The following is a 26,172-nucleotide window of genomic DNA, read 5'->3' on the forward strand; positions in this document are numbered from 1 at the left end:
GTTCTCACTAAAAAATATCAGACATCCGTGCATAAGACTATGTGCGATTGCGCCATCTTCCACATAAGAGCCAAAACTAGAGACTAATATCTTTACGGCGATCCAATTCGTCCATTATCTGCGTATATTGTTTTTCCACACGAAAGAAAGTAAAGTAAAATGGCGATTCCAGCATTAATGATGAGAGGGATGTAGATGTTGAATAGAATGATCATCTGTTTAACTGAGTCCGGCTGGATCGCAACCCATGTTTCCATTCCCCATATTCGATTGTGCCGGACATAAGATGCTGCAATTATCCAAAGCAGCCATGGACGAGCCTGGCCATGTTTGGAAGCGGGTTCGGTCAACTAATCCCCCATTACATCTTCCAATAGCGCTTTGTTCTTTAACTCCCTCCATTCAGAAAAGCTAGCTGTATAGTTCAAGTGTACAAAACCGGGAGCGGACATTATATATCGCATTCCAAAGGTGGGATGATTGAATCTTAACATGAGGTTGAAGGGGCTCCGAATTTCCAGTATGGAAGAAGAAATGGCATACTTGCGAGCGGAGATTTAATACGTAATAAGGTAGTATCCGAATCTACACAAGGAGTGACGAGTAAGCTGATTTCAGATCATAGAGGACTTGAGAGTACGTCATAGTCTTGTCGGCTCTTGAAGTTAGCTGCGGTTTCACGTTCGGGCTATTACAAGTGGAGAAAAAGTAGACAGGTATAGCGTGGCATTCTCATTCTGCTTTACAACCAAAACCGATCTCAGAAAAAACTAAACGACCGTTCCCCGGTAGAATACCGGAAAACGGCCGCAGCTTAAATCTTGTCTTTTTTTATACTGTCTACTTGACAGGGTTATGACCAAGCAACCGGCTTTTACAGTTATTTCACTTCTTTCACCGAATCATACCAATCATTTACTTCGTCCGTGATCTTGTCGCCTCCTGATGACTTCCATTTCTTCACGAAATCATCGAACGCTCCAGCTGGCTGCTTGCTATAAATAATATCCGTAAATGTATCCATCTGCATTTTCTTAAGCAGTTCATTACGGGTTGACATCGTTGAAGTTGCAGGTCCTTGGAAGTACTCCCTAACGTCGGAGTCCGTCTGCGCCGCGATAACGAGGGTCGCTTGATCCGTAATTTTCTCAAGTGGGTTACTGTCCGTCGAGAAGATGGCCGACGTTGCAAAAGCGGCTAAATCTTTGTTTTCCAACGTCTCACCCTTCGCTCTTTTAAGCGTCGACTCCAACAACTTGGATGTATACACCGTTTGCGAGCCGGATATCGTATATTTCATCGTTGCGACTTTTCCACCTGGAATTTGTTTTTCGTCCATAACCGCTTTGCCATCTTTAATGACATAATCGTAGCCTTCTTGGAATCCTTTAAAGAGGAACGGATCTTCGCTGTTGTAAGATTCGTAGAGAGAGTTTTGGTAATGGAAGAACGCCAGCAACGCCTCCTTGGAAATATCCTTGCTAATCAAAATCGCATTCGTATACAAGCTGGCGACCGTTCGCATATTCTTTCCGTCGATCCCCTTTGGAAGCGGATATGGCGTATACATCGCGGTTGGATTGGAAGCCAACATCATGGAACCCGGGTAGACCATGACCCAGTTCTCGCCGCCTAGCATGCCAACCTTGACCGATGCCACGTTCTCGGCGACTTTATTGAAATCGTGCAGCGCGATATCTTGTGCGATATAACCTTTTGATTTCCACTCCGCAATTTTTTCGAGTGCTGCCTTTATTCCCGGCTGTGTGGATCCGTATTGTAACTTACCATCAGAATCGGGATACCATCTTTCCGGAATGGCACCGAACATTCCGAAAATCCAAGAAGCGTCGCCTACAGGATATCCGGTAAATGTATCCTTCATGCCAAAGTCAAGCGCGTAGGTGTCTTTCTTTCCGTTTCCGTCTGGATCCTTGTTCACAAAGGCATCCATTACATGCTCCAATTCCTCGAGGTTCGTCGGCTCCTTCAGACCCAGCTTATCTAGCCAGTCCTGCCGAATCCATAGAGGCGATTGTGTGCCCATCGTCGGTCGCAATACTGGCAAGGCTAATTTCTTCCCATTCATCATAAACGGCTGCCAAGCTTCTGGCACTTCGTTCATCGCTGATTTGTACGTCTCCGAAGCGTACTTTTCGAAAGCTTCAGTCACATCCAATACCTTTCCGGACTCGAGAAACATATTTGTAGTATTCGGTTGACTAGATACGAAAACATCCGGAAGCTTGTCACCTGATGAGAGCATTAATTTCAGCTTCGTATCATAGGAAGTATCCGCAGAAGGAGAACTCCACAACGTCTCGATATTGACTCCAAGTGTTTCGTTTGCCCAATGTGTGTGCACATTATCGCTATATGTTTCTCCGTTCTTGAATTTCACGGTTGGATCCTCAGCTCTTATCATCGTAATCGTAACAGGAGGCTCGATCTTGCCATTCACAATATTTAGCTTAGCTTCGCTTGTTTGCGTGGAGGATTCTCCATTACTTTCATTTGAACTGCCGTTATTGCCTCCCCCATTGCTGCAAGCAACCAATGTTCCAGTGAGCACTACAGCGGCCAAGATAGCAGGAACCCATTTTTTTCTCTTATGCATCGACTAACCCCCATCATGTCAGTTTGTTGTTACCCTTATATTATAGAAGCGCTTACATATTAGTTGAAAAAGCGCTTCCTTAATATCAAATAGCGTAATATTAACATTCCTCGCATGCAAATCGGTTTATTCTTTTACTGCACCGATAACGATTCCCTGTGTAAAAAACTTTTGGAGAACAGGATAGATCAACAAGATTGGCAAGGCGCCAATAATAATTTGGGCCGCTCCAATAGCACGATTGTTTAGCTTTGCAACCTCCTCAGCATTACTGCCATCTATAATGGGTACAGCAATAATTGACTTCAAAAATGTACTGAGCGGCACATTGCCCGATTTCATATAAATCGAGCCGGCCAACCACTCATTCCAGTCATTTACGACCATAAACATGCCTACAGTTGCAAGTACTGGCAATGACAGCGGCAAGAACATACGGATGAAGACCTGCCAATGATTAGCACCATCCATAAAAGCCGCCTCTTCAAGCTCGTTCGGCAGTGCCTTGAAGAAGTTCATGATGAGAATGAGATAAAAAACGTTGACCAGCCCTGGTAGTACCAGAGCCCAAATGGAATTGTATAGACCAATTGAGGTGACGACTAGATAAGTCGGAATCAAACCGCCATTAAATAGCATAGCGAGTATGAAGAATCCAACAAAGCCTTTGTATCCCGCTATGCCATTGCTTCCTCCACCCTTTGACATCGTATAAGCAGCCATGCAATTTACCATAAGCCCAAGGACTAGGCTCAAAAAAGTACGTTGTATGGATATCCATACAGAGTGAAGCAGTTGTGAGTTTTCCAGTGCCTTCTCATATGCAAAAAAGTTAAATCCTACCGGCCAAAAGATAACCTTATTGGACATTATAGCGGCGCTTGAACTCAAGGATAGAGACACCACATGAATCAAAGGGAGGATACAGATTAGTGCGAGGAAGATCATAAGGATATTGTTAAATGATTGAAACCTTCGCTGAGATACAGTCATCGTCTTCATCTTTTGCCCTCCTTATTTAGAAAATCCGATGCCCGGCTACTTTGTAAGCAATTCGGTAGCCAACCACAATTAAGACTAAACTCACAACCGATTTGAACAATCCGATCGCAGTGGAGAAGCTGTAATTCCCATCAATTAGACCGATGCGATAAACGAAAGTATCGATAATGTCGCCTTTCTCATAGACGAGGGGATTATATAAGTTAAAAATTTGGTCGAAGCCGGCATTCAATACTTGGCTGAGTGATAATGTCAAAACGACAGTAATTGTAGGTAGTATGGATGGAATCGTGACATGCAGCGTTTGCTTCCACCTTCCGGCGCCGTCCAACTGGGCCGCTTCATATAGCGCAGGATTAATTCCCGCCAATGCCGCTAAGAAAATAATCGAACCATAACCAAATTCTTTCCATACGTCACTTGCCACAACCGTTACCAAAAACCAGTTATTATCGCCAAGGAAGAAGATCGCCTCCATGCCGAGCGCGATTAACATTTGATTTAACAATCCAGTCTCCGGGTCGAGAATTTCAATAAAGATACCGCCCAGTACAACCCAAGATAGAAAATGCGGCAAGAAGACGAAAGATTGAACCGAATTGCGAATCACCTTTTTCTGTACCTCATTCAGCAGCAACGCGAACGATAGGGTAGCAACCATACCAAAGATCAGTTTTAACACGGCGATTCGCAGCGTGTTCCAAATTACTTGCACACTATCGGGATATTCGAATAATAACCTAAACTGATCCAGCCCCACCCACTCTGATCCACGAATACCGAGGTAGGGCTTGTATTCTTGGAATGCCATCACTATTCCTCCGAAAGGCATGTACACAAAAATAATCGTGAGGAGGATGGCGGGAACCAACATTGCATATAACTGCCAACTGTCTTTCCTTCGTACTAACTTTTTTGTTTCTCTTAAGATTTCTGTCTCTTCATGAATGACGGTGTCCATAAGCATCCCTCCACTGTGTTGTAGCTAAGCTTTAGAGCAAGATTACTCAAAAGTTTCTGTGAAAGCGTTTACTTTTATTCTTGCTCTCATTTTAGAGCTGAGGTATCACACACCGATATAACGCAATCTAAAGATGAATATCGCATTCTTAATTTCGGCTGTCCTTGCGTCGCCACCAGGTTGTCAATGGATGTCCAGCGCCCTACAATGGAATCAATTCACGAAAACGAACTAAAGAAATGTTTGAGATGCTTAAACAGTAACCTCTTAATGAAAATATGAGCTGTGCGCTATGGAACAAAAATCAGCGGATGCTCGTCCATTTCAACTCTTCTGTCGGCTTCGAAGTTGGTCAAAGTCCGCTAAGAGGATTGTCGATTAAACTGTTCTGGCGGAAATGAAAAATGCAGGAGGACTAGCTTCATATGTCAATTATTGATTATGGCTTATATGATGATAGTAAAACGCTTTGAAGAAGATTTTTGGGGATATGTATACAGTCGTTTTCACTGCTTGAGTATGCTGTTACCAATTGCTGAGGAAGTTTTACCCCTTTGATCCCTTTTCTTTTTTCACCATGTTTTTTTCGTCATCTGAGGGGATGCTGAAGAGCAGCTCGGCGAAGAATTTGAGCTGCCCCCTTGGAAGAAAAGTCTCCTGCCTGACGAATAACTTCTTCAATAATATTCCAAGAATAACTTTGTAATTACTTGTTGTCTCAATTAAAACGCGCTTTTCACATGCCACCGGCAGCACCAGTAATATTACCTACTTTGTTATCCATTCTTCCTAGTATAATTCTCCTTGAAATAGGTTTTATTAATGTCAAGCATATATCTGGCGTCAACAATTTGGATTACAGATGTATTGTAAGCGAGAGATTGAAATTCCGGCCACGCTGTAACAATGACGCAAATATCACTGCCAACGGTGATCTCATTGAGCGAGTTCATCATACGGATCGGAAAATCGTAATGATTTCTGAAAGTGGACATAGCGATAGGGTCATATGCAGTCAAGTTGGTACAACCTTCGTCAAGCAACAGTTGAATTATACGGGCAGCAGGCGAATTTCTTACATCATCGCTTCCAGGTTTAAAAGAAAGGCCTAGTATACCTATCTGTTCGTCACGATGTTTTAATAATCCAATGATTTGCTCCGCAGTAAAATCGGCGATGTCTTGATTTAATTCCATAACTGCCTCCAGTAACTTCGCCTTATGGCCATATTGAATTGCGGTATGCGTAAGAGCGAGTGTGTCTTTGGGGAGACAGTAACCGCCGAAACCGCAGCCAGGATACACATAGTTTGACATTCCGGCAGGTGAGCCTGACCATCTCTTGTCCATATGTAAGAGATTAAACATTTGAGGGATGTCAATATCTCCTATACTTTCAGCAATCATGGCTTGTTCATTGGCAAAACTGATCAGAGTCGCGAGTAGTGCATTTGAAGCATATTTGAGGTATTCAGCCGTCTCAGGAGAAACGCGCACACAAGGACTTTCGAACGGACTATATACTTGTTCTATTAATCTGGCAGTTCGAGAATCTACTTCACCTATGATTATGCGATCCGGCTTCAGAAAATCCTCCCACGCACTCCCTTCTCTCAGAAATTCAGGATTATAGGCAAGCCCGACATCACGTCCTACCTCAAGTCCATGGCTCTCCAACAGAGGCTTGAGTGTACTGCGCATGGTTCCCGGAGGAATCGTCGATTTAACAACAATGCCTTTAAAATCATTACAGTTCATCAATCTCGAAATATCATGGATTACCGAGATCAGACTGGACATATCGAGACCTTTTTCTTCTTCATAAGGTGTGCCAACACATATAAAGATTAAATCAGCTTCGAATATGGCTTCTTCCATACTTTCGCATATGTCAAAGTCTAGATTCAAATGTGTAGACAGCGCTTCTTCCATATCTGGCTCATAGAATGGGATTTTCCCTTGCTGTAAGCTGGTTCGTTTTCTTTCATCTATATCAAATGCATAGACCTTATAGCCTTTTTCAGTAAAACCAAGTGCAGCAGCCAATCCAACGAACCCAAGTCCAATTACGGCTATCACTGGTTGTTTGATGTCAGTCATATCCCCACCCCACAACTCACAAGATAACGTCTTATTCCCTCTTCAAGCGAGATCTCAGGATTAAAGCCAAGTTCTTTTCTTGCTTTGTTAATATTGGCGCAGCGCCGTTCCGGACTGTTAGTCAAATAGTGGGGATCAACTGATTTGGAATACGTAATTTTCGGCTTTTCTCCTGTCAATTGGAGTGAGCAATCCGCAAAAAGATGGGCCAAATCAGTTACACTGACCTCATTAATATCCGAGCCAATATTAAATATATCGAATCTGTTGTGAGTCAATACCAATAAATAACCGATAACTGCATCAGCGATATAACAATAAGTTCGTGTAGGTTTTCCGTCCGAAAGAACTTCGATATCAGACCGCGTTGTAATAGCCTTGGCAAAATCCGATGCAATTCTACGGTCATTCAGATCAAGCCCTGGTCCGAAATTGTTGAAAGGCCGCACGATTCGAATAGGTAGATTGTACTCGCTGTGATACAGCGAGCACAGCGTCTCCCCAAACCTCTTGGATTCATCATAACAAGCACGCGGCCCGACTGTAGCCACATTACCGTTGTATGTTTCAGGTGTTGGAATGAACTGGGAATCGGGATTTCCGTACACCTCGCTGCTCGAAAAAAATAATATACCCTTTGGTGCAGCAGGTAGGCAACTATCGAGCAGTCGCTTTAATCCAAATACATTGGCCTCCAGCGTATCTAGCGGATATTTTCGATAATGGGTGGGGGATGCGATTGAAGCCATGTGAAAGATGTAATCTGCATCTTGTGTATAAGGAGTGAATTCATCCTGAGTAACATCGAATTGAATCGCCGTTATGGGCAAGCCCTCTGCTTCCAGATCCCGAAGCCATTGTGGAACGCCTCTCGGAAAACGATCGAGTATATTAATCTGTTTAACCTCCCCCCCTTTTCTTCTCATGTTAAGAATACTCAGAACAAGATAAAAACCGATGAATCCCCCTCCGCCAGTAATGAGTATCGTTTGTCCGTCGAACAAATGAGCCTTTGTGAATTTATTGACAATATAGTCCATATCGTCTTTCACGATCCTATGTAACATGTCCCGCTGATCCAAAGGAAACTCAGTAGGGCTTTTTAAAGGATGTGTTAATCCCATATCTTCCATGGCGCATTCCCTTCTTTCCATAGTAGTTCGAGTTCCTGTTTATCTCGTAGCGTATCCATGCATGCCCAAAACCCTTCATGTCTATAGGCCATTAATTGCCCCATTTCAGCCAATCGTACCAGTACTTCACTTTCCAGCTCCGTATCGTCTCCTTTAATGTAACGAAGTACCTCTGGCTCCATAATGAAAAAACCGGCATTAATCCATTCCTCGGGATGATATCCTTTCTCCTGAAAAGATGTTACCCTATCCTCCGCACATCGGATTATCCCGAAACGACTTTTTGGTCGCACGGCTGTAACGGTCACAAGTTTTCCATGACTACGGTGAAAGCGTAATAACTCAGTCAGATCAACATCTCCGACCCCATCTCCATAGGTCAACATAAACGTTTGGTTTCCCAGATAGGGCTTAAGTCGTGCAATTCTGCCACCAGTCATGGTTTTATTTCCGGTATCTAGGAGATCCATTTTCCAGTTTAATATTTTTGACGTATGCATGTGAGTCTTATTTTGAGTCATATCTATTGAATAATCGTTATAAAGAAACGGATATTTCAGAAAATAGTCCTTGATATAGGAGGCCTTATACCCAAGAGCTAATACGAAATCATGAAATCCGTGTGCACTGTACATATGAAGGATGTGACATAGAATAGGCATATCACCTATTTCAACCATAGGTTTGGGGCGAAGCTGCGTTTCCTCCGATAGCCTTGTACCCAAACCACCACAAAGTATTACTGTTTTCATTGTGTTTGGCCCCCTTGGCTCGTCTGTTTGCGTGCAAATAACTCTGCCTCATTCATAATTGCACGATGCCATGCTATTCGTTGAATGCTCTGTTGAAAATCAACGTGCGAAGTGACTGCACTGTCGCACTTATTAATAAAAGTTGCAAGTTGGTTCACATAATAATTCATTGGCGCGAATTCATGCAGCACGGAATTGGTTTTTGAATTCAGTAGTCGTATTTTCATCTTGTAAAAACCGTTAATCGGTCTGAAAAAATCAGGTACTATTACTGATGCTTGTTCAAAATACAACGTGTGCGTAGCCTTATACGGCATTTCAAATGAGGTAATACATTCTGATTCTAGTCCGCTAGCGTAACGAAGACCGGCAGAGAATGTCCAGTCACAGCCGTCCGGACCCGCATAATCGGAAGCACCGGTAACTTTACATGCCTCTAATCCAATCAATTGTTGTATCCATTGGAGCCAATAACAGCCCAAATCATTAAAGCAGCCTCCTCCCTTTGACTTTACACTGCGATAATTCCCCATATGCTTATGTCGTGATGGAATGGAAATTCGAGTTTCCGTTTTGTACAACCGTCCGAATTGCCCGGAATCTGCAATAGCTTTCAGTGAAGACTGCCATGGATGATGCGCGGTCATGATTCCTTCCATAAATACAAGGCAACCGTGATTGCTCATTGCATTTGCAAGTTGCCGCGCATCAGTCGCGTTTAAGCCTGCCGGCTTTTCGACCAATACATGCTTTCCCGCTTCAAGGGCCTTGATTGCCCACTCCGTGTGAAGATCATTGCTTAAAGCGATGTATACAGCGTCGATATCCTGATCATCCAGTAAGTCCTGCAGATGATCCATAACCCGTGGTATCGAGTATTTTTCTGCGAGCTGCAACGCCTTGGAACGAGTGCGGTTGGCTATTGCAGCCAACTGCACTTGAGGAACGTACAGACTGGCATCGAGTATGGCCTTGCTAACAATACTTGCACACCCCAGTATGCCGAGTCTGTAGATGCCTTTCCTGGGATGGTTCATATATGTGCCAGTGAAGAAGAACCATGCAGGTATAACACATTACACTTTGAGCATGCAGGAGAGAGCTCTTTGCCCAAAGAACGACGAATACGATCATAGGTATCCGAATTCCAGATTTCAGACAGTGACTGCGCCTGCAGGTTACCAACCGAAAATTCAGAGAAAAATTTACAAGCGCTAACATTGCCTGTTGGAGTGATATCGGCACGTGTGCTCAAAGCGAGACAGGTTGTGGCACAGCGTGAGGTCATTGAATTCCCACTGACGAAGTCCTCTATTTCGTCAAAATCAAGGCCAGGCTGATAGCGTATGCGTGTCTTCCAGGTACGAGCATTGATCTGCCTTAAATCCTCCATTAATGCAGGAACATTTTCGGGCTTGATATGATATTTGAACGCATGCCAGCTACTACGTCGATGGTCTTCGGATGGATTCAGCCATTGGAACTCTTCCTGGAAAAAAGTATCCATTTGCTCTGATGTCTCATGTGAGATGAACCATGGAAAACAAAGCAATACAAGATCAATCCCTTTCTTTTCAAAGAAATTCATCAGTTCGTGCAGTCTGCCAATCATGCTGTCATTAATCACACTGTGTACCGATATTTTTCCCTGGAACTTCCCCTGTTCTCTCAACAGGAGTAGTTTGTCAATCTGCTCCATCACTTTGTTGAATGAACCTTTACCACGAATGAGATCATGTTCTTTCTCGAATCCCTCGATTGCAATCAGAAGCTCCAGGTCGGGTGAAATCCGGCACAGCTCCTCTTCATATTTTTGAATCAGATATGCGTTAGTACATATAGTGGTCTCTCTTGGATCTTCTTCAAGCATAGCGAGGATTTCCCGGATATCCCGGTGGAACAGAGGCTCTCCTCCCCACAGGTACAGTCTGGATTTAGTTGCGCGTGTTTCGTTCAATACTCGTTGAAAAATTGCGGTGTCCATATCCAAATTTTGTTCCGTTTTGTCCATATCATGATGATAACCCGACTCATTCCACTGATAACAATGCTTGCAGCGCAAATTACAACGGTTGGTCAGCTTCAAGGCCACCACTTCTGGCATTTCAGTCTTAAACGCAGGGTCCAGTTTGCGCTTTCTGTGCGGAATGACTACATTCTTCATTGTTCGCTTTAACACTTCAAACGCTTTGGCGTCCAGTGCGACTTTACTGCTGGGCTGCATAATATCCCTTCCTTTCGAGAATGGGCTTGGTTAACGTTTCTAGAAGTCAGACCATTTGTGGTTTTTCATTGTAAAAAAGACAGCAACCCTGGCAGATCGGCAATAGATGCTTGCGCAGGTAACGCCGGTATTGTTTGTACTTTTCGCCTTTCCAGATATCGGCGATACTTTCTTCATTTACATTTCCAAGTGTGAGATCATAAAAGGCATGGCAGGAGGTTACATCTCCTCTGGCATTAATCTCCGTGCTAATCCATGGGAAAGGGCAGCGTTTTTTGATATTGGTCATGGAGAACCAGTCAGCGGAAAAATATTTTCGTATATTGTCTTCAGACATCACTTTGGGATACGTATTGATATATTTGTTGTTTATATTACAATAATCTGTGATGTTCTGGATTTGCTTTGCAATCAGCGCAGCATCAATATCAGCAAAGATAGCAGGGTCACAGACAAATCCTTTGGATAAAGGAGCCTTTTCTACCCCGAATTCCTTGCGCAGAATCCCGCTATATTGTTCATGATTCTGTTCAGTAATATAGGCTTGCAACTCAAGGCTCACACAATCCAGCTTTGAGATATCAACAGCTTCAAAGAAAAATCGTTCTAAATGCCTGTAATTCGTCGGGGTGACGACGGTACTAATTCCAATTTGCGGATATGGACTTCCAGTTTTTTCTCGTAAGGCAAGAAGTTTGTTGATGCCTCGAATGGCCTTTTTAAACACCCCTTTTCCTCGTTGTTCGTCATTAATTTCCTCGGGTCCGTCCAGAGAAACCCAAATTCGCTCGGGCGGATATTTAATCAGCATTTCAGCATGTTTCTCGAGCAGTGTACCGTTGGTTGGAAAATGGACCTTGCTTCCTGCTTCATGTATGGCCTGAAGTACTTCTCCAATCTGGGGATGTAATAAAGGTTCCCCTCCATATAACTCATAATATGGTTGCACAGGCTGACAGGTCTTAATAATGTCACGGATGACATCAATACTCAGCTGATTCAATATTTTGTATTCTCTGTAGGGTCCGTTCTCTCCCCACTCATAACACATCCGGCAGCGAAGATTGCAACTTTCGAGTAGTTGAAGAAAAACCCATTTAGGTAGCGACAGATCAAGCTTGGGTGCCTCTACTGCCAAATTGTTCTGCATGTTATGTTCCCCTTTCGGATTGCACTAGGCGATCGGCATACTCGGTTGTATAATCTTGTGTTTGTGCCCGCTTCGCCATCAGGTTATCAGAAATCTGCTGCAACACATCCATGGAATAACCTCGTTGTTCCCATTCACTGTAATCGATACCCAAACCATGAGTTTTCCAAATACTCGCATTTCTCTTTTCATGCTCACCAAAGGGTTCTAACATCACAAGTGGCGTTCCGGAAGCCAGCGAATCAATAAGCGCACCTGCTCCCGGCTTGGACACAACTGCAGCAGCATCCCTTATGAGCGAATATAATCCATGGTGATCAACAGGTGTTTGGTACTTCGGTTCCTTGCCTGAAGAAACAACATCGAATGGTGGAAACGTATGGAAGCCACTCTTATTGCGATGCCATGCACGCCACTCAGGATCATTGATGGCATAACGTATACCCGAGGAAAAAGGTTCGCTAATTTCTTCAGAAGAATACGCCACAATATCGATTTCGTATCCGGTATTTGCACTCTCCAGCTCCCCGTGCTTCTCTCTGAATGTGCCGATCCCCCAGCCTCCACCATGAATGACGAGTCTTTTCGGGCGTACTTCATACGGAACAGGTTCTTTGTCATCCACATCTAATCGGTATTGAATGTTCAACTGCCGATCACTGTATAATCCGATCTCCTGATATGAGGCTGCATAATGAGGGTTAAGCTTCCATAATTGCTTCCAGGATGGCGACAGACTGGAATCTACATATAACAAATCAGCTTCGATCTTCCTGTTACTGCGCTTGCGAAGCATGTCCAGTATATGAACCCAGTGACCCGACAAGACAATGAATTGCGAGATTCCTTCCTGAAGCCAACGCTGGATCAAGCCTTCTGCCAGCTCCGAATCCAGACTTCCCCTGATGTCTCCTGGTATTTTTTGCGAAGCCAAAGCAACCGCGAAATTATCCCGGTAAGCATGTCTGCTCTTGTCGGTTTGCAACTGCTTATCCTTGTTCATTAAGCTTTCAAATACTTCTACACGGGCATCTATTCCCATAGATTGTAGTTTGTTGGAAATTAACAACCCCGGAATGTAGAAACCCAGTCCGAAACCTGAACACAGTATCATTACCTTTCCGGTCATATGCTCCATCTCCCAAGAATTAATCCTAACCTAATTAATACATGAACTACCGTTAAGCAATGATTGCTAAACCTGCTTTTGACAGAGACTTTTTCAGTCCAGTGATCAACCCATCCATTTGTGCCTCATTTTCGTAAATTACTGCCACGTATAACCTCCCTTTCGTGCTTTTGGAGGATGTACTTGTACTTCCACGCTTAGAAGATAAAAGAGTACCTGAAGAGAGGGGGACAATGCCCGTCATTCTTCCCAGATCATATAAAAGCTGTCTATTTCGGAGATTGTCCAAGAAAGCTTCGTAATTGAAGTCCGAGGGGAGCAACAAAGTGAATTGTGTCAGGCAGCTATAAAGCTTGTTCGCGACCATGGAACAATCCACTGCATGTTTAATCAAGCTCATCGACTTTCGTGCATTGATCTCAACAATCGGTTCAACTGTCTCATCCTGCAAGATCATCGAATCTACACACACATCTCCAAAGTAACCCTCCTGATAAAGGGAGGCACCAATCTGCTGCATTTGATCCATATAACCCAAATGAAGGAGACGATCCACACTGGCTGCTCCCATCGTAAACGAAGCTCCAAATGCATAACCATTATTCTGAAGCTGCTGAATAGATAGAATAGTCACTTTGCCTTCTTCACTTATTCGAAACTGACATGAAAAATCAGTTTTACGATCAAGCAAGGGTTCGAGAATAAAACGGACCGTTTTCCCTTTGGCAACCTGAGTCTCAAGATATTTTGCAATCCGAAGCAATGACTTGGTGGAATCGATAGACAAATTACCTTTTCCCGATACGCCATATTCATCTTTCAGCAATATCGATCCTGCACGAAGCATCCGTGATCCCTCCTCAATCAAACGAGGGATTCCTTCTACGATTACGCCAACGTTCCTGATATCTAACTTGTCACGCATAGCGAGCGAATAGGATTTAGCATTTATTTTTTGAACAATACTTTGCTCGGGGACCCTTGAAGCCAGCCGGCATCGTTGGATGATTTCCACAACACCTGGTAACACAGCGAATGCCTCAATTTTCGATCTTTCCGGAAATGTTTGTAACAACAACTTTTTTGAAGTGCACGCATTAAATAATTCAAAGACATTGAGCTGTTGACACTCTGTTATTTGCTCTACATTTTCGAGCCATGGCTTTCGATTCGTACCAATATCGAATCCGATTGATCTGATATAGTCGAGCTGCGCTGAGTCCATGACGTTACGTGTGAGCAAAATATCTCCGTCATTGCAGAATACAAACAAAAGTTCATCCATAGCTTCTGTAACGGCCATTGCCTGGCGATCAGACAACGATGGAAGAACTGCCAGGTTTGGGTCTCGCCAGTATCGCTCCGCTTCGAAAGAACCGCAATGAATGGTTGGGGTCATACATTCGCCATCTGTCCAATAAACTGCGAAAAACGGTCAATCGACTGCAAATGTTCAAGATCAAAGTGATCAAAGTCTACTTCGATGTCAAACTCCTCCTCAATGCGTAATATAAAATTAATGATTTGTAGTGAATCCATTCCAGCATCCTGACTTAGATCAGATGATCCATCAAGCTTGTGAAGTAGGCTTGGATCTTCCTTAATTTCGGCAATGATCTCTATAATTTTATTGTTCATCTTTCGCTACCTCCTTTTTTCTTAGCACAACAACCATATCGGTTTGTGGAACAAACAAATTGTAATTCGTGATATGAATCTGCCTTGTGTCCGATACAGACTCAATAATAAGTTCCTCGGGCAGACATTTTTCGATATGAGCAATAAAAGATCGTTTTGTAAACCTCCAGATTACGCCATCAATCGATGAGTTAGCCATATATCCTTTCTCTTCCGACTGACTAGGCACTGGATGTAGAACCACTGGATCAGCGATAATAACAGTACCTTCTTCACGAAGGAGTCTACTGCACTCCTTAAATGCCTTTTTATGATTCCGGATATGATGAAAGCTTCTTGCAAACAAAATTGTGTTGCAGCACTGATCGGGTAATGGTGTCGGTTTGTCGATGTAAGCCTGTACGTATGAATCGTAACGTCTCAGACGCTGACCGAGCTTCAATGCGTTCAAATTTGGATCCATATTGATCCAGCGGATATCCTTTTTTTCACTCAAAAATTTGTTCAACAGACCTGTGCCGCAGCCTACCTGAAGCACATCTCCCGTTAGAGGGGGTAGAATTCTATACACATTTCGGGGAATCGGGAAGTTCTGTACAAACATCGCAAGTTCATACAACAGTGGATAACGCTCCTGTAATCGAACCAGTTTACTGGTGTAAAAAGGATTACGTTTTTTGTTTTTTTTAAAATCCCATTTGTTAGCATAATAAACGGGACTTAAAATTGCGAAAAAAATAGCAAAAGCTCCTTTGACACAAAAGATAGCCATATTCCTCGAACGGTCTTTGGGTGTGCCCCCAATCATATGTTCAGAAGTTCTTAAGATAGTCTCGTCCCCCTCCTTAAATGTTACAAAATGGTGTAGAACCCAATTATATCAATTCGGAATAATCCAATATATGGTTGAATGCGCCAAGAAATATAGATATACTGGCGAAAAGCAGTTGTCTTCCCAACTTTGACTTGAATTACGAATTGGAGGATGAATCAATATGCAGAAATCAATCGTATTTGAAGGTAATTATTTTTTTGATTCTTACATACCCGTTCGTATGGAACTAACAAAAGAAATGCCTTTTACTGTACGCCATGAACATGATTTTTTTGAGATTGCTTATGTCTATGAGGGTGAAGGAATTCATCACATTGACGATACGTGCATTCTCGTATCCAAGGGAGATCTTTTTGTCATCCCTCCGGGGGTTTCACATGTGTTTCAACCTCTCGATCTGACGGATCAATCCCCCTTGTACATTATGAATTGCCTTTATAAGCCTTATCTGGACAAGCAAATTTGTAGAGATCACATTTCGGCATGGTCACTATTTCATGAACGACATCATGAATTTCGAAACGTATTTGAAGAAATGAAATGTAACCAACGAAACGGGTCTCCTCAATTGATATCCGCCCAATATACTCTGCTGAATAAATTATTTTACATTCTTTACTGTAGCGAGCAACTAGTGGACTATAATCAAACAGAGATGAATGAATATGCAATACATAAGGCAATTCAATATATGGGTGCGCACTTTAAAGATTCCTTACCGTTGGAGAAAATAAGTCAGTTAGTCTCCATGAGTACACGAAACTTTCAAAGGCTGTTCAAAAACTCTACTGGCATAAGCTATATTCAAATGCTGCAGAATATTCGCATTTTATACAGCTGTAACCTTCTAAAATATTCAGAATGGAGCATCCAGACGATTGCTAACATGATTGGTATTCATGATATGAAGTACTTCTACCGACTCTTTGGAGAACGCTGCGGTAAAACACCTGGAGAATATCGGCAGCAACAGGGAAATTCAAATTTGATGCTTCGGGGGGGAATGTCATGATGAATGTTCAGCCAATAAAAAGCTTCTCCAGTTCCGTCCTTGTTACTTCCTGTATTGATGACCATATTACAACTGTCGCTGCTTGGGTAGGTAAAGAGACAAGGGCCATGTACGCGGATGCGTGGAGATTTGAATATCAGGAGAATCCACAAGAGTTGCTTATGAATCGTGTCTCCTACCCCAAACTGAATTTGGAACTTTTGGAGCAATATCATGGATTAAAGGTTTCTTTTACAGAGAGGGACTTTACAGGTACAACACTGAACAGCAACCATGATGAAGAGGATTATCTTAACCTACTGGAAAAGGAGCTTGATTCCGGAATACCTGTGTTAGTGGGGATCGACGTATTTTACTGTCCATGGTCTGAAACTTACCTTAAATCTCATGCCCGCCACTCCAGCCTAGCTGTTGGATTAGACCGACTGCGGCACGAAATTAATCTAGTGGATTCCTATTATGGTATAACCAGCACCGCGTTTGAACTGGATGTATTTTTGGCTGCGTCTCCATACTATGCATGTTTTAGTTCAGACCAGTCTTCCAGATTAACTCCGGAATGGAGAACGCTATTATCTACTAGCTTGTTTAATACTGATAACGGGCTAACCCCGCAGGATGTCTTGCAGGATTTGCGTACATTTGCATTAGCATATTTGCAGAAGGGCATTGAAACAGCAGATCCGGAAGCTTACATGATTCCTTTTATGCATCAGTTTATGAAATTCCCACTAGCCAGAATGAGATACTCTTCTTTTTTGTTGTATATGTATGAAATCTCGGGAGAACAGAGGCTTCATGTACTGTCATTTCAATTTTCGGAGCTGGCAAAAAGATGGGAGGCCATGATGCACCAGGTAATGAAGTGTTTTTTCTCTGGCAATTCTATAACCCAACGAGAGAAAATAAATCAGAAAATGCTTGGAATAATAGCCAAAGAGGAAGAATTATTTCGGGGCCTTGAAAATTTGGCGTAATCAACTATATCAGAAGAGTTCATCACCCTGCTATGTTAGGAGAAGTAAACCTATGAACAGGAGTGATATCAATGTATGAGCATCACCAGAATGCCTTAGACAATTTAGTGAAGTTATTAAAACCGGATCCTACCATTCTTGCCATTGTTACTGCTGGCTCTATAGCCCAAGGTAAAGCCCGGGAAGGTTCCGATGTCGACGTCTATATCGTAGTTACAGATGATTCCTTCAAAGAGCGGCAGCAACAGCATCAGTTAGCTTATACCAACCATGACGTGTGTGATTATCCCGATGGGTACATTGACGGTAAAATAATTAATCAACGTTTCCTGGAACTTGCTGCGCTACAAGGGAGTGAGCCTACAAGGTATTCTTTCCTCGGTTCCACGGCCGTGTATTCGCAGATTTCAGATTTGGACGATCTTCTCCAAACAATTTCAACATACCCCGAACAGAATCGCGAACAAAATCTAATCGATTTTTACTCTCAAATTTATTTGTATGCGTTTTATTTTGCGGGTGAAGCTGCCAAAAAAGACAACCCTTATCTACTCTCCCACTCCGTAAGCAATCTCGTTTTATTCTCAGGACGCGCCATTCTAGCAATCAACCGACAGCTATTCCCATGTCATAAGGGGTTAATGGACGCAGTTCAAGATGCTTCAAACAAACCCGAAAATTTTATACAAATGGCCAATGATCTATTGTCGGCCCCTAATTATGAGAAGTGTATGGATCTAGCAAAAGTAATGCTTGGTTTTCATGACCCAGGTATTTCATTTGAACAGGCTGTAAGTCTGTTCGTTTCCAATAACGAGTGGAATTGGATAGATCATGAGCCACCATTGGCAGATCGATAAATGAGATTTTTTTTGCCCCAGCAATAAAATATAAGGCCCCCGGTTCCCATTGGATATTGGGAACCGGGGGCCTTATATTTGAATTAATAATCTTTAAAGAGTAAGGCCACCATCAACCACAATAATAGAACCTGTCATATAGCTTGATCCATCCGAAGCCAGGAATGCAACGACTTCAGCGAGTTCTTCTGGTTCGGCAAACCGACCAATTCTCATATTAGGGAACTCTTCCGGCATATATTCACTTTCTTGCAGCATTTGAGGAACAGCTGCCGTTAAGGTTGTAGCCACACCTCCAGGACAGATTGCGTTCACACGGATTCCTTTTCTGACGTATTCAAGAGCAGCTGCCTTGGTTAAACCCGCAACACCATGTTTGCTGGCAGTATAAGCAGCCAGGCTATGTTCAGCACGAATTGCTGTCGTAGATGCAGTATTAATGACATGACCGTATCCTTGTTCATCCATAACTCGAAGTGCATGTTTCATCCCAAGGAATATCCCCTTCAGATTGACATCAATGATTCGACTAAAGTCTTCCAAGGTCATGCTATGAAAACTTTGGAACTGTTGTAGGATCCCGGCGTTATTAAAGGCTACATCAATTTTTCCGTAAGTATTAATTGCTTGTTGAATATAATTCTCAACATCATCTTCTTTGGAAACATCGGCTTGTACAAAGATGGCTTCGCCATCTTGTTCCTTTACAAGCTCTAATGTCTCTTGTCCTGTTGTAGAATTATAGTCAACCAGAACCAGCTTGGCCCCTCTGGCTGCCATCAGCACAGCGCTTGCTCTTCCTATTCCACTTCCTGCACCTGTAATTGTAATTACTTTACCTGCAAGGGAGTCAGATTTCTTATTTGCAGAAACAGTAGGTTTGTCTTTCGGAGTTTCTCCTGACACAAGTGTAATTCCAGCCAAATCATTCTTTAACGCTACCAATGTATCTTCAGAAATATCTACTAGACGAATAGCAGCCAACTGATTTAATGTGAAATCGTAAGCAATTTTTAATGTAGGAGCGTTAATAAATTCCGGTAAATGGGTGGTGAGAATCCCCACCGCTTCTGTATTGTTCAATAATTCCCTAATTTTAATATTTTCGTTGTATGCCATTTTTCTTCATCCTCCGATTCATAATGTATGATTTTTAAATGACAGTAAGACTATCACTATGATACACATCATATCATTTATTATTATAGTATGCAAACACGTATATGAATACTTGGTAAATTATCGCTATGCAACGGGAATAAGTCGCAAGTCATGATCCAATCGAATCGCCGCTTCCTCCGATATAAGATCCCCTCCAAATTCCAGAATGATTCTTAGAGGTACTTCCATTGCATCTTGAATCGGAGATTCTCCAAGAACAGGTATTGCCGCTAGAATTAACTTTTTGCAAGTTTCATTTTTCCATAATACGCCCAGTTGTACTTCCAGACTGTATTCATGACTAGAATCATTTAGAATACGCTCTCGCTCCGAGGAGAACTCACCAAATATGTTACTGAGCCAGGTTATACAAAGACGAAACCACTGTGCAACTGCCGGATCGACCATACTTCTTAACCCTCCTGAAGTATGTGGTCTTGCAAGCGATAAGCCATGTACGCCTTTTGTAAAGATATGCATTTCGAACGGAACCTTTGCACGGTTAAGGGCATCTGCAAATGTTAGAGCGTTACTGACTGGAACCAGCTGATCCTCGTACGTGTGAAATATGAACGTTGGTGGCGTTAACGCATCTACAGCGTTATCAACGCCTGGTACCGGAGCAGGAAAAATACTGCTCATTGATTCCAGAATGCATGGATAACCAAGAATCATGGCATTTGGCCTGATTTTCCCCATCGTTCCTAACGAGGCGGTCAAATGTCCACCAGCCGAGAACCCGCATACAGCTATTTTGTCTGGATCAATACCCCATTTCGAACTGTTCTCCCGGATCAATTCCAGAGCTTCTTCTGCATCGTTAAGTGGTTTTGGAAATACAGCGTGCTGATTAATCGAATACTGTAATGTAAAGGCCTGATAACCCTCCGCTAGAAAAGCCATTGCAATCGGTTCTGCCTCTCGGTCAGAGCAAGCTCGGTATGCCCCACCAGGTAAAATGAGAACAGCGGGTCGATCATGGGTGTTAGGCATTTCATGAGATGAATCCAATACATAAGCAGTTAAAGTAACGTTGGTATTAGTGAGATCAATGGTTATTAAATTCATGTTTCCTCCCATAATGTCAATCAGATTCACATTTCCCCAGATGTAATTAGCATAATAAGTTACTGCAGCAGTGGTTGGGGGAACGATGATACTACTGATCACTAAAATTCATTCTTGATGATTGCTCAATTCGATTCCATATTTTTATTGTAAGATTCACAGAGGAATACTGATATAACGCGTTGTTAAGATGAAATAACGTAATCCAAATACATCATCCGAGGCAAAGGCTTCTATTGTCTTTATGATTTTTTGTTAAATGTCTGATGCTGTATCGAAAGCTAATCTGAAGCCCATGAAAAAATAAGAGCCGCAAGCTTGCGGCTCTTACCTGTAAGAGTTATTGACCCAGATTCCGTTTAACAGTAAATTCATATTCCCCATTACCTAGGTCATCGGTTCCGCACCATTTAGTTGGAGCGTTGCCTGCGTATTAACCGGAATATGAAGCTTCACTTCCTTCACCTCTTCATAGGCTTGCCGAATTCGTTCAGCTATACATTGGTAATCGGTCGCTTTATTGGATGGGACTGCGCAAACAGTCGTTGTTTGTCATAATCCTTCACCTGAACGTTAATCCATGTTGAATCATCAAAGCCTGCAACAGAATAATCATCCTTTTCCATCCTTGCATCATATTTGACGCCAGTAAATAAATCTGTATAGCGATAAGGCCCATCATACGAAAATTTGAACGTCTCAGCTGAGTTGATCGTTTCAATCGAGCCATCCTCAAGAGTGATGTCCAGCTGGGTTGATTGGTAACATCATACGTTTGGTATTCGTCTTGCCGTTAACCTGAGTATCATAAACCCCATGTGTGGTCATATACGCAGTAACGCAGTTATAGCAATCTCCCCTTCAAGTCTGGCTAGAGGTGCTCCGAGACAGAAATGAACGCCCTTTCCAAAAGCAATATGTTTATTCACCTTACGTGTGATATCAAACGTATCCGGCTCCGGGAACTGCTGTGGATCACGATTTGCGGATGAAAACGAAACAAAGAGCATATCACCTTGTCGAATATGTCTATCCCCATACTCTACATCCTCAGTTGCCCAGCGTATGTTACTCATCTCAGCCGGTCCGTTATAACGTAAGATTTCTTCAATGGCAGGATGAATCAATTCAGGTTCATTCAGAAGTAATTGCTTATCTCCGTAGCCGGCGGTGATCTTCCGGATTCACACTAAGCAAATTACGAGAAATAATCTCTTGATGTGGCGGAGCTGAACCCTCATCTTCTCCCATGAACGGAGGGTTCGTGACAAAGCGTTTATCCTGCAGAATCTTAACCGCATCTTCATAGCCAGAAATCATCCATGCAAAGTGACCACTGGGCAAAAGAAAACATACAATATCATTTCTATCATCTCAGAATATGGCTTTTAAATTTTGCAACCGGACTACACTTTATACTCAGAAATACGCCCCTTTAAATCCAAAGTCACTTCCTGCATCGAGGTAGTCGAATCTGTAACCTGTTGTACAATCTGTATCTGCTCCTCAACGATACTAACCATCTCGCGACTCTCCGTATGTGCCATTCTGGCAGTATCAGCAAGCTCGTTAATAGATGCATCCACCTGCTCACAGCCTGCGGATATCTGCTCTGATGCGGAAGATACTTCCTGCATTTGATCCGCCATTTCTTTCGTCGAAAGTGTGATCGCTTCAAAGATACTGCGAGTCATCTCCAGTTTTCTCTCTGTTTGATGCACTCCGTTCCTTCCCTCTTCCACAACATTTACAGTGGTGGCTGTATCTTTCTGTATGTTATCTACTATCTCAGATATATGGTTCAATGAATTTTGGGTCTGATCAGCAAGTGTACGTATCTCCTGTGCAACCACAGCGAATCCTCGCCCCTGTTCACCGGATCTGGCAGCTTCTATGCTGGCATTCAGGGCAAGGAGATTGGTTTGTTTGGCTACGCTCTGTATAAGTAAAACAATTTGATGAATCGTTATTGAATGTTTCTCCAGCGTCTGTACGGATGAGGTGACATCCACCATGGTCCTGCTGAGAGAACGAATATGTAAATTGACTTCTTCTAAAAATATTTTTCCTCGCCGGGCTTCACGTTCTGCTACTGTGGCTTGATGAGCAGCATGCGCATTGGAATCCGTGATCACCGTAATACCTCTGGTTACTTCTTCCATAGCGAGCGCTGTTTCTTCTGCAGATTTCAACTGGTGCTGAGTTCCCTCAGACACTCTTCTGGCCGAGTCTTTAATTTTTTCTATTGAAATTGTGTTTTTTTTCATATGATCCGATAGGCTTTGACTGGAATGAGCGACCGTGTTTGCAGTATTCTGTGCAGAATGAATGAATTGGGCAAGACCTGATCGCATCGTCTCAAAAATGGACGCCAGTTTACCCATCTCATCTTTGGATTTCAATTTCATGGGTTGGCTCAGATCTCCCTTAGAAATCGTTGTTGCACCTGTAACAAGCTGCTGGATAGGACGAGTGAGTGATCTGGCAAAAAGCAGTGATAGCATAATAACAGCAACCACCACACCTATTTGAAAATAAAACGATTGCCTATACCTCGTCTCATTTTCCGATATCATTCCCTGTACGTTGTTATTGATTTGACGAACATGACTCTGCTTAAGTTCAAGCATGAGTTCACTCAGCCTTTCTCCGCTATCGGTATCTCCTTCATTGATGAAGGCATCATAAGCTGTCTTGATTTGTTCAATTTGATCGGAAGATTGAGGATTCAAAACAGCGTATTTGTTCAAAAAGACATTAAATTTTTTAAGTAAATCTTCAACAGCAGGTTGAATATTAGCCTGAGTAGAATACCCCGTCGCTGGGAGCATGATCTGAATTTGATAATCGGTCAATGTCTGTAACAGCTCTTGAGCTGTTAACGCAGACTGGAGCGTAACCTGATTCAATTCTTGTAATTTGGAGCTTTGCAGTTTCATATTGTAATTCTGATAAGAGACGATAAGTACAAAAAGAAAAATAACGACTCCAAAAGAGATTATGCTTTTTATCCGAATGCTCATTTAACACTCCACCTTTGGCATAAGTACTGGTTCAATTCGAAACGAAAATGCACATAAGGCTACCCATATGTGCATTTTCATTTATTATTTTGTAACTTAATCAAGTAGAATCGTCGCTAATTTGCGATCGAGTTCATCGAGCTTTTCTTCAGGAGCGCTGAAGGACGGATAACTGGCCAATTCACGTATGCTTGCTCCCCCCTTTGCCCAATTGTATCTGCATTTAATGCAGCAAAAACTGGAGAGAACTCGCTTAAAGCGGCACGCCCCCCCGTCATGGCGAAGCAAGTCATTGAGTAGTTTATGAGTGCTGAGGCTTTTCTTGTATGGCTTGGACGGGACATAGCTCATTTCATAAGTACCACTAGTTACCTCAATCAGAGTATTTTCCTCTTCCTGGGTGACATGAAACCCGGAATTGGTAAGAGTTATACCATTCATGGTCACATTTTCCATTTTGGCATGCGGCAGTTTTATATTAGCCGTAGCGTTGAATGGAATGGAAAAGCTGAAGAACAGATTTCCTTGATCGTTGAATTTCCATTCACTCTTATACCGCCCGGCTGGCGTATCTACATGGGCTTTTACCCATTGGATTCTGAAATCAGGAAGTGGCGCGAGTAACGCATGACGGAATCCCGGATTGTCTTCGACGGGGTTGATTCCTGCCATATTCCGATACATCCAGTGCGATTTCAATTTGTGCAGCGATCTGTTTGATAGCCGTAGTCTCCGTGACAACATAAGACAAACATGGATAGTCCATTGCGGATCCCAACAGATTCGATACATGGTTTGTTTTTAAATTTGTGATTTTCATAATTTCCCCCTCCAAATATAAGTTAAATCATTTCTTATATCTTGCTCAGTATTATTGAGGTTGGATTGAGCGGTACCACTCATTCACTTCGTCCGTAATTTGTTTCCCGCCTGATTCAAGCCATTTATTTACAAATTCATCAAATGACTCTATAGGCTGATCCCCATAAATAATAGAATTAAATGTATCCAACTCAATCTTTTGAAGATAACTGTTCCTTGATTGCATTGTTTTCGTGGAAGGACCTTGAAATAGGTTTCGTTGATCCACTTCTTCCTGAGTTGCCTCAATAACATCAGCTTCCGTAACAGGAATCTCATCCGGGTTGTTCGGGTCTACACCCATACTAAACAAGATGGCTCGGTCATGAGAACTCAGTTTGTCTCCTTTACCTAATTTTAGAATGGCTGTTTTAATTCGTGAGGGATAACTTGCGTACTGATTAAATAATGTATATTTGAACGTGGTCACTGTTCCACCAGGGACTATACTATTCTGACTGCTAACAGATCCATCCTGATTTAGAATATAGTCATACCCGTTTTGATAGGCGCTAAGAAAGAACGGATTATCCGTCACAGTTGCTTCATATAAATAGTTCTGGTATTTAAAAAAGGCCTGCAGCGCTTCTTCAGAAATGTCTTTGCTGATAATAAGAGCAGAACTGTAAGAATTGCCGGCCAGTCTTCCAGCTGTACCATCCGGTCCAGTCGGTATGGGATAAGGAATGAATTCTGCCTGAGAATCTCTGGCTTTGAGCTGCTTCACAGGATAGTCGGCAAACCAGCTCGGTGCTGCAACAATTCCGACTTTACCAGCAATCACGTTTTCATTAACTTGGCTGAAATCTTGTAATGCAATATCGCTTCCCATGAACCCTTTGTTTTGCCATGATCTCAGTCTCAATAGTGCCTTTTTGATCTCCGGTTGAATGCTTCCATATACCAATTGTCCCCTCTCATCTTTACTCCATATTTCGGGAATGACCCCAAAAGCTCCGAACACCCATGAGATATCTCCTGTAGGAGAAGAGAGATATTGATCCTTGATGGAGAAATTAATGCCGTAGGTATCGTTAATTCCATTCCCATCCGGATCATCATAAGTAAAGGCTCTCATAATCGTTTCCAGTTCATCCAGATTATTTGGAGCTTCAAGGTGCAATTTATCCAGCCAATCTTGACGGATCCACAGTACAGCTTGTGAACCTTGTTCGGTAATGATGGGAATCGCCATTCTTTTTCCATTTACCGTAAACGGTTGCCAGGCTTCAGGAACTTCAGCCATGGCCGCTTTCCATGTTGGAGAAGCATATTTGTCAAAGGCTTTTCCGATATCCAATACCTTTCCAGAAGTCAGAAACTTATTGGTTGTATCCATTAAAGTGGATGAAAATACATCGGGAAGTGGATCATCGGAAGATAACATTAATCTAAGCTTTATATCGTAATCATCCTCTGGAGCACTCCATTGAGTGTGAATATCTACGCCCAACTTATTCTTAGCCCAACGGATATGTACGTTATCAGACGCTGTTTCGCCGTTTTTGTATACGATGGTAGGTTCATCCATCTTAACGGTGGTCAGGACGACTACTTGTTCAGTAGGATTAGGTTGAGGAGATGTTTCATCACATGCGGTGAACAGGGTCAAACACAGGACGGTCAGAAGCAGGTATATTTTCCTCCAGCTCATGTTTAATTTTCTCCTT

Annotated in this window: 24 protein-coding genes; 3 read left to right on the forward strand and 21 right to left on the reverse strand. The window is 42.6% G+C overall.

Translation table 11 applies throughout. From position 1 onward, the window contains the following. Positions 1-880: 880 nt before the first annotated feature. From FE296_RS30445 to FE296_RS30510, 14 genes are all read right to left on the reverse strand, one after another. Positions 881-2,617 (reverse strand): type 2 periplasmic-binding domain-containing protein, encoded by a 1,737-nt coding sequence (locus FE296_RS30445; protein ID WP_150367465.1) that lies wholly within the window; start codon positions 2,615-2,617, stop codon positions 881-883. Positions 2,618-2,743: 126 nt separating this feature from the next. After that, on the reverse strand, positions 2,744-3,619 hold the full coding sequence (locus tag FE296_RS30450) for a carbohydrate ABC transporter permease (RefSeq protein ID WP_150367466.1): 876 nt from the start codon (positions 3,617-3,619) through the stop codon (positions 2,744-2,746). Positions 3,620-3,635: 16 nt separating this feature from the next. Then, positions 3,636-4,493 (reverse strand): ABC transporter permease, encoded by an 858-nt coding sequence (locus FE296_RS30455; protein WP_411860619.1) that lies wholly within the window; start codon positions 4,491-4,493, stop codon positions 3,636-3,638. A 633-nt stretch (positions 4,494-5,126) separates the two neighbouring features. Then, positions 5,127-5,336 (reverse strand): hypothetical protein, encoded by a 210-nt coding sequence (locus FE296_RS30460; RefSeq protein ID WP_150367468.1) that lies wholly within the window; start codon positions 5,334-5,336, stop codon positions 5,127-5,129. Positions 5,337-5,356: 20 nt separating this feature from the next. Then, a complete protein-coding gene (locus tag FE296_RS30465) occupies positions 5,357-6,679 on the reverse strand; it encodes a UDP-glucose dehydrogenase family protein (RefSeq protein ID WP_150367469.1) in 1,323 nt (440 codons plus the stop codon). After that, positions 6,676-7,746, reverse strand: coding sequence for an NAD-dependent epimerase/dehydratase family protein (locus FE296_RS30470; RefSeq protein WP_223869101.1), 1,071 nt, complete (start codon positions 7,744-7,746; stop codon positions 6,676-6,678). The genes FE296_RS30465 and FE296_RS30470 overlap by 4 nt, the downstream gene beginning before the upstream one ends. 47 nt (positions 7,747-7,793) lie before the next feature. Continuing rightward, complete coding sequence (gene rfbF, locus FE296_RS30475) at positions 7,794-8,564, reverse strand: glucose-1-phosphate cytidylyltransferase (RefSeq protein WP_150367471.1); 771 nt, start codon at positions 8,562-8,564, stop codon at positions 7,794-7,796. Further along, entirely contained in the window at positions 8,561-9,601 is a 1,041-nt protein-coding gene (locus FE296_RS30480; RefSeq protein WP_150367472.1) for a Gfo/Idh/MocA family protein, read from the reverse strand. The genes rfbF and FE296_RS30480 overlap by 4 nt, the downstream gene beginning before the upstream one ends. After that, complete coding sequence (locus FE296_RS30485; protein WP_150367473.1) at positions 9,598-10,788, reverse strand: radical SAM/SPASM domain-containing protein; 1,191 nt, start codon at positions 10,786-10,788, stop codon at positions 9,598-9,600. Before FE296_RS30485 ends, FE296_RS30480 begins: the two co-directional genes overlap by 4 nt. Positions 10,789-10,834: 46 nt before the next feature. Then, a complete protein-coding gene (locus FE296_RS30490) occupies positions 10,835-11,938 on the reverse strand; it encodes a radical SAM protein (protein WP_150367474.1) in 1,104 nt (367 codons plus the stop codon). Position 11,939: 1 nt separating this feature from the next. Further along, positions 11,940-13,067: a UDP-glucuronosyltransferase gene (locus FE296_RS30495; protein ID WP_150367475.1), complete on the reverse strand. Its 1,128-nt coding sequence runs from the start codon at positions 13,065-13,067 to the stop codon at positions 11,940-11,942. A gap of 52 nt (positions 13,068-13,119) precedes the next feature. Continuing rightward, a complete protein-coding gene (locus tag FE296_RS30500; protein ID WP_150367476.1) occupies positions 13,120-14,466 on the reverse strand; it encodes a hypothetical protein in 1,347 nt (448 codons plus the stop codon). After that, positions 14,463-14,705 (reverse strand): acyl carrier protein, encoded by a 243-nt coding sequence (locus FE296_RS30505; RefSeq protein ID WP_150367477.1) that lies wholly within the window; start codon positions 14,703-14,705, stop codon positions 14,463-14,465. Before FE296_RS30505 ends, FE296_RS30500 begins: the two co-directional genes overlap by 4 nt. Beyond that, complete coding sequence (locus FE296_RS30510; protein ID WP_190945650.1) at positions 14,695-15,324, reverse strand: class I SAM-dependent methyltransferase; 630 nt, start codon at positions 15,322-15,324, stop codon at positions 14,695-14,697. Before FE296_RS30510 ends, FE296_RS30505 begins: the two co-directional genes overlap by 11 nt. Positions 15,325-15,700: 376 nt before the next feature. On the opposite strand from FE296_RS30510, the gene FE296_RS30515 reads away from it, so the two are divergent. The 3 genes from FE296_RS30515 to FE296_RS30525 all read left to right on the forward strand — a co-directional run bounded on the left by FE296_RS30515 (position 15,701) and on the right by FE296_RS30525 (position 18,389). Beyond that, a complete protein-coding gene (locus FE296_RS30515; RefSeq protein ID WP_150367479.1) occupies positions 15,701-16,552 on the forward strand; it encodes an AraC family transcriptional regulator in 852 nt (283 codons plus the stop codon). Continuing rightward, positions 16,549-17,529 carry a cysteine peptidase family C39 domain-containing protein gene (locus FE296_RS30520; protein WP_150367480.1) on the forward strand — a complete coding sequence of 327 codons (981 nt, stop codon included), beginning with the start codon at positions 16,549-16,551 and terminating at the stop codon, positions 17,527-17,529. The genes FE296_RS30515 and FE296_RS30520 overlap by 4 nt, the downstream gene beginning before the upstream one ends. Before the next feature lie 71 nt (positions 17,530-17,600). Beyond that, positions 17,601-18,389: a nucleotidyltransferase domain-containing protein gene (locus FE296_RS30525; RefSeq protein ID WP_150367481.1), complete on the forward strand. Its 789-nt coding sequence runs from the start codon at positions 17,601-17,603 to the stop codon at positions 18,387-18,389. Positions 18,390-18,482: 93 nt separating this feature from the next. Here FE296_RS30525 and FE296_RS30530 read toward each other — a convergent pair whose 3' ends face one another. The 7 genes from FE296_RS30530 to FE296_RS30560 all read right to left on the reverse strand — a co-directional run bounded on the left by FE296_RS30530 (position 18,483) and on the right by FE296_RS30560 (position 26,156). After that, positions 18,483-19,295, reverse strand: a complete 813-nt coding sequence (locus FE296_RS30530; RefSeq protein ID WP_263364309.1) for an SDR family NAD(P)-dependent oxidoreductase — start codon at positions 19,293-19,295, stop codon at positions 18,483-18,485. A 339-nt stretch (positions 19,296-19,634) separates the two neighbouring features. Then, positions 19,635-20,618, reverse strand: a complete 984-nt coding sequence (locus tag FE296_RS30535) for an alpha/beta hydrolase (protein ID WP_150367483.1) — start codon at positions 20,616-20,618, stop codon at positions 19,635-19,637. Between the two features lie 494 nt (positions 20,619-21,112). Continuing rightward, positions 21,113-21,367, reverse strand: coding sequence for an alpha-L-rhamnosidase N-terminal domain-containing protein (locus FE296_RS30540; protein ID WP_150367484.1), 255 nt, complete (start codon positions 21,365-21,367; stop codon positions 21,113-21,115). Positions 21,368-21,442: 75 nt separating this feature from the next. After that, positions 21,443-21,745 carry a cytochrome P450 gene (locus tag FE296_RS30545; RefSeq protein WP_223869102.1) on the reverse strand — a complete coding sequence of 101 codons (303 nt, stop codon included), beginning with the start codon at positions 21,743-21,745 and terminating at the stop codon, positions 21,443-21,445. A 279-nt stretch (positions 21,746-22,024) separates the two neighbouring features. Next, positions 22,025-23,641 carry a methyl-accepting chemotaxis protein gene (locus FE296_RS30550; RefSeq protein ID WP_150367486.1) on the reverse strand — a complete coding sequence of 539 codons (1,617 nt, stop codon included), beginning with the start codon at positions 23,639-23,641 and terminating at the stop codon, positions 22,025-22,027. Positions 23,642-23,737: 96 nt separating this feature from the next. Then, positions 23,738-24,313, reverse strand: coding sequence for an alpha-L-rhamnosidase C-terminal domain-containing protein (locus tag FE296_RS30555; RefSeq protein ID WP_190945652.1), 576 nt, complete (start codon positions 24,311-24,313; stop codon positions 23,738-23,740). 199 nt (positions 24,314-24,512) lie between these two features. Beyond that, on the reverse strand, positions 24,513-26,156 hold the full coding sequence (locus FE296_RS30560) for a type 2 periplasmic-binding domain-containing protein (protein ID WP_150367488.1): 1,644 nt from the start codon (positions 26,154-26,156) through the stop codon (positions 24,513-24,515). Positions 26,157-26,172 lie beyond the last annotated feature (16 nt).

It is taken from the genome of Paenibacillus sp. UASWS1643, from assembly GCF_008693195.1.
GTDB lineage: Bacteria > Bacillota > Bacilli > Paenibacillales > Paenibacillaceae > Paenibacillus > Paenibacillus amylolyticus_B.

What these genes read in the sequence shown, in the direction of transcription:
- FE296_RS30445 (WP_150367465.1), bottom strand. Translation starts at nt 2,617, where the DNA reads ATGCATAAGAGAAAAAAATGGGTTCCTGCTATCTTGGCCGCTGTAGTG.
- FE296_RS30450 (WP_150367466.1), bottom strand. Translation starts at nt 3,619, where the DNA reads ATGAAGACGATGACTGTATCTCAGCGAAGGTTTCAATCATTTAACAAT.
- FE296_RS30455 (WP_411860619.1), bottom strand. Translation starts at nt 4,493, where the DNA reads ATGTTGGTTCCCGCCATCCTCCTCACGATTATTTTTGTGTACATGCCT.
- FE296_RS30465 (WP_150367469.1), bottom strand. Translation starts at nt 6,679, where the DNA reads ATGACTGACATCAAACAACCAGTGATAGCCGTAATTGGACTTGGGTTC.
- FE296_RS30470 (WP_223869101.1), bottom strand. Translation starts at nt 7,746, where the DNA reads ATGTTACATAGGATCGTGAAAGACGATATGGACTATATTGTCAATAAA.
- rfbF (WP_150367471.1), bottom strand. Translation starts at nt 8,564, where the DNA reads ATGAAAACAGTAATACTTTGTGGTGGTTTGGGTACAAGGCTATCGGAG.
- FE296_RS30480 (WP_150367472.1), bottom strand. Translation starts at nt 9,601, where the DNA reads ATGAACCATCCCAGGAAAGGCATCTACAGACTCGGCATACTGGGGTGT.
- FE296_RS30485 (WP_150367473.1), bottom strand. Translation starts at nt 10,788, where the DNA reads ATGCAGCCCAGCAGTAAAGTCGCACTGGACGCCAAAGCGTTTGAAGTG.
- FE296_RS30490 (WP_150367474.1), bottom strand. Translation starts at nt 11,938, where the DNA reads ATGCAGAACAATTTGGCAGTAGAGGCACCCAAGCTTGATCTGTCGCTA.
- FE296_RS30495 (WP_150367475.1), bottom strand. Translation starts at nt 13,067, where the DNA reads ATGACCGGAAAGGTAATGATACTGTGTTCAGGTTTCGGACTGGGTTTC.
- FE296_RS30500 (WP_150367476.1), bottom strand. Translation starts at nt 14,466, where the DNA reads ATGACCCCAACCATTCATTGCGGTTCTTTCGAAGCGGAGCGATACTGG.
- FE296_RS30505 (WP_150367477.1), bottom strand. Translation starts at nt 14,705, where the DNA reads ATGAACAATAAAATTATAGAGATCATTGCCGAAATTAAGGAAGATCCA.
- FE296_RS30515 (WP_150367479.1), top strand. Translation starts at nt 15,701, where the DNA reads ATGCAGAAATCAATCGTATTTGAAGGTAATTATTTTTTTGATTCTTAC.
- FE296_RS30520 (WP_150367480.1), top strand. Translation starts at nt 16,549, where the DNA reads ATGATGAATGTTCAGCCAATAAAAAGCTTCTCCAGTTCCGTCCTTGTT.
- FE296_RS30525 (WP_150367481.1), top strand. Translation starts at nt 17,601, where the DNA reads ATGTATGAGCATCACCAGAATGCCTTAGACAATTTAGTGAAGTTATTA.
- FE296_RS30535 (WP_150367483.1), bottom strand. Translation starts at nt 20,618, where the DNA reads ATGAATTTAATAACCATTGATCTCACTAATACCAACGTTACTTTAACT.
- FE296_RS30550 (WP_150367486.1), bottom strand. Translation starts at nt 23,641, where the DNA reads ATGAGCATTCGGATAAAAAGCATAATCTCTTTTGGAGTCGTTATTTTT.
- FE296_RS30555 (WP_190945652.1), bottom strand. Translation starts at nt 24,313, where the DNA reads ATGGCAGGAATCAACCCCGTCGAAGACAATCCGGGATTCCGTCATGCG.
- FE296_RS30560 (WP_150367488.1), bottom strand. Translation starts at nt 26,156, where the DNA reads ATGAGCTGGAGGAAAATATACCTGCTTCTGACCGTCCTGTGTTTGACC.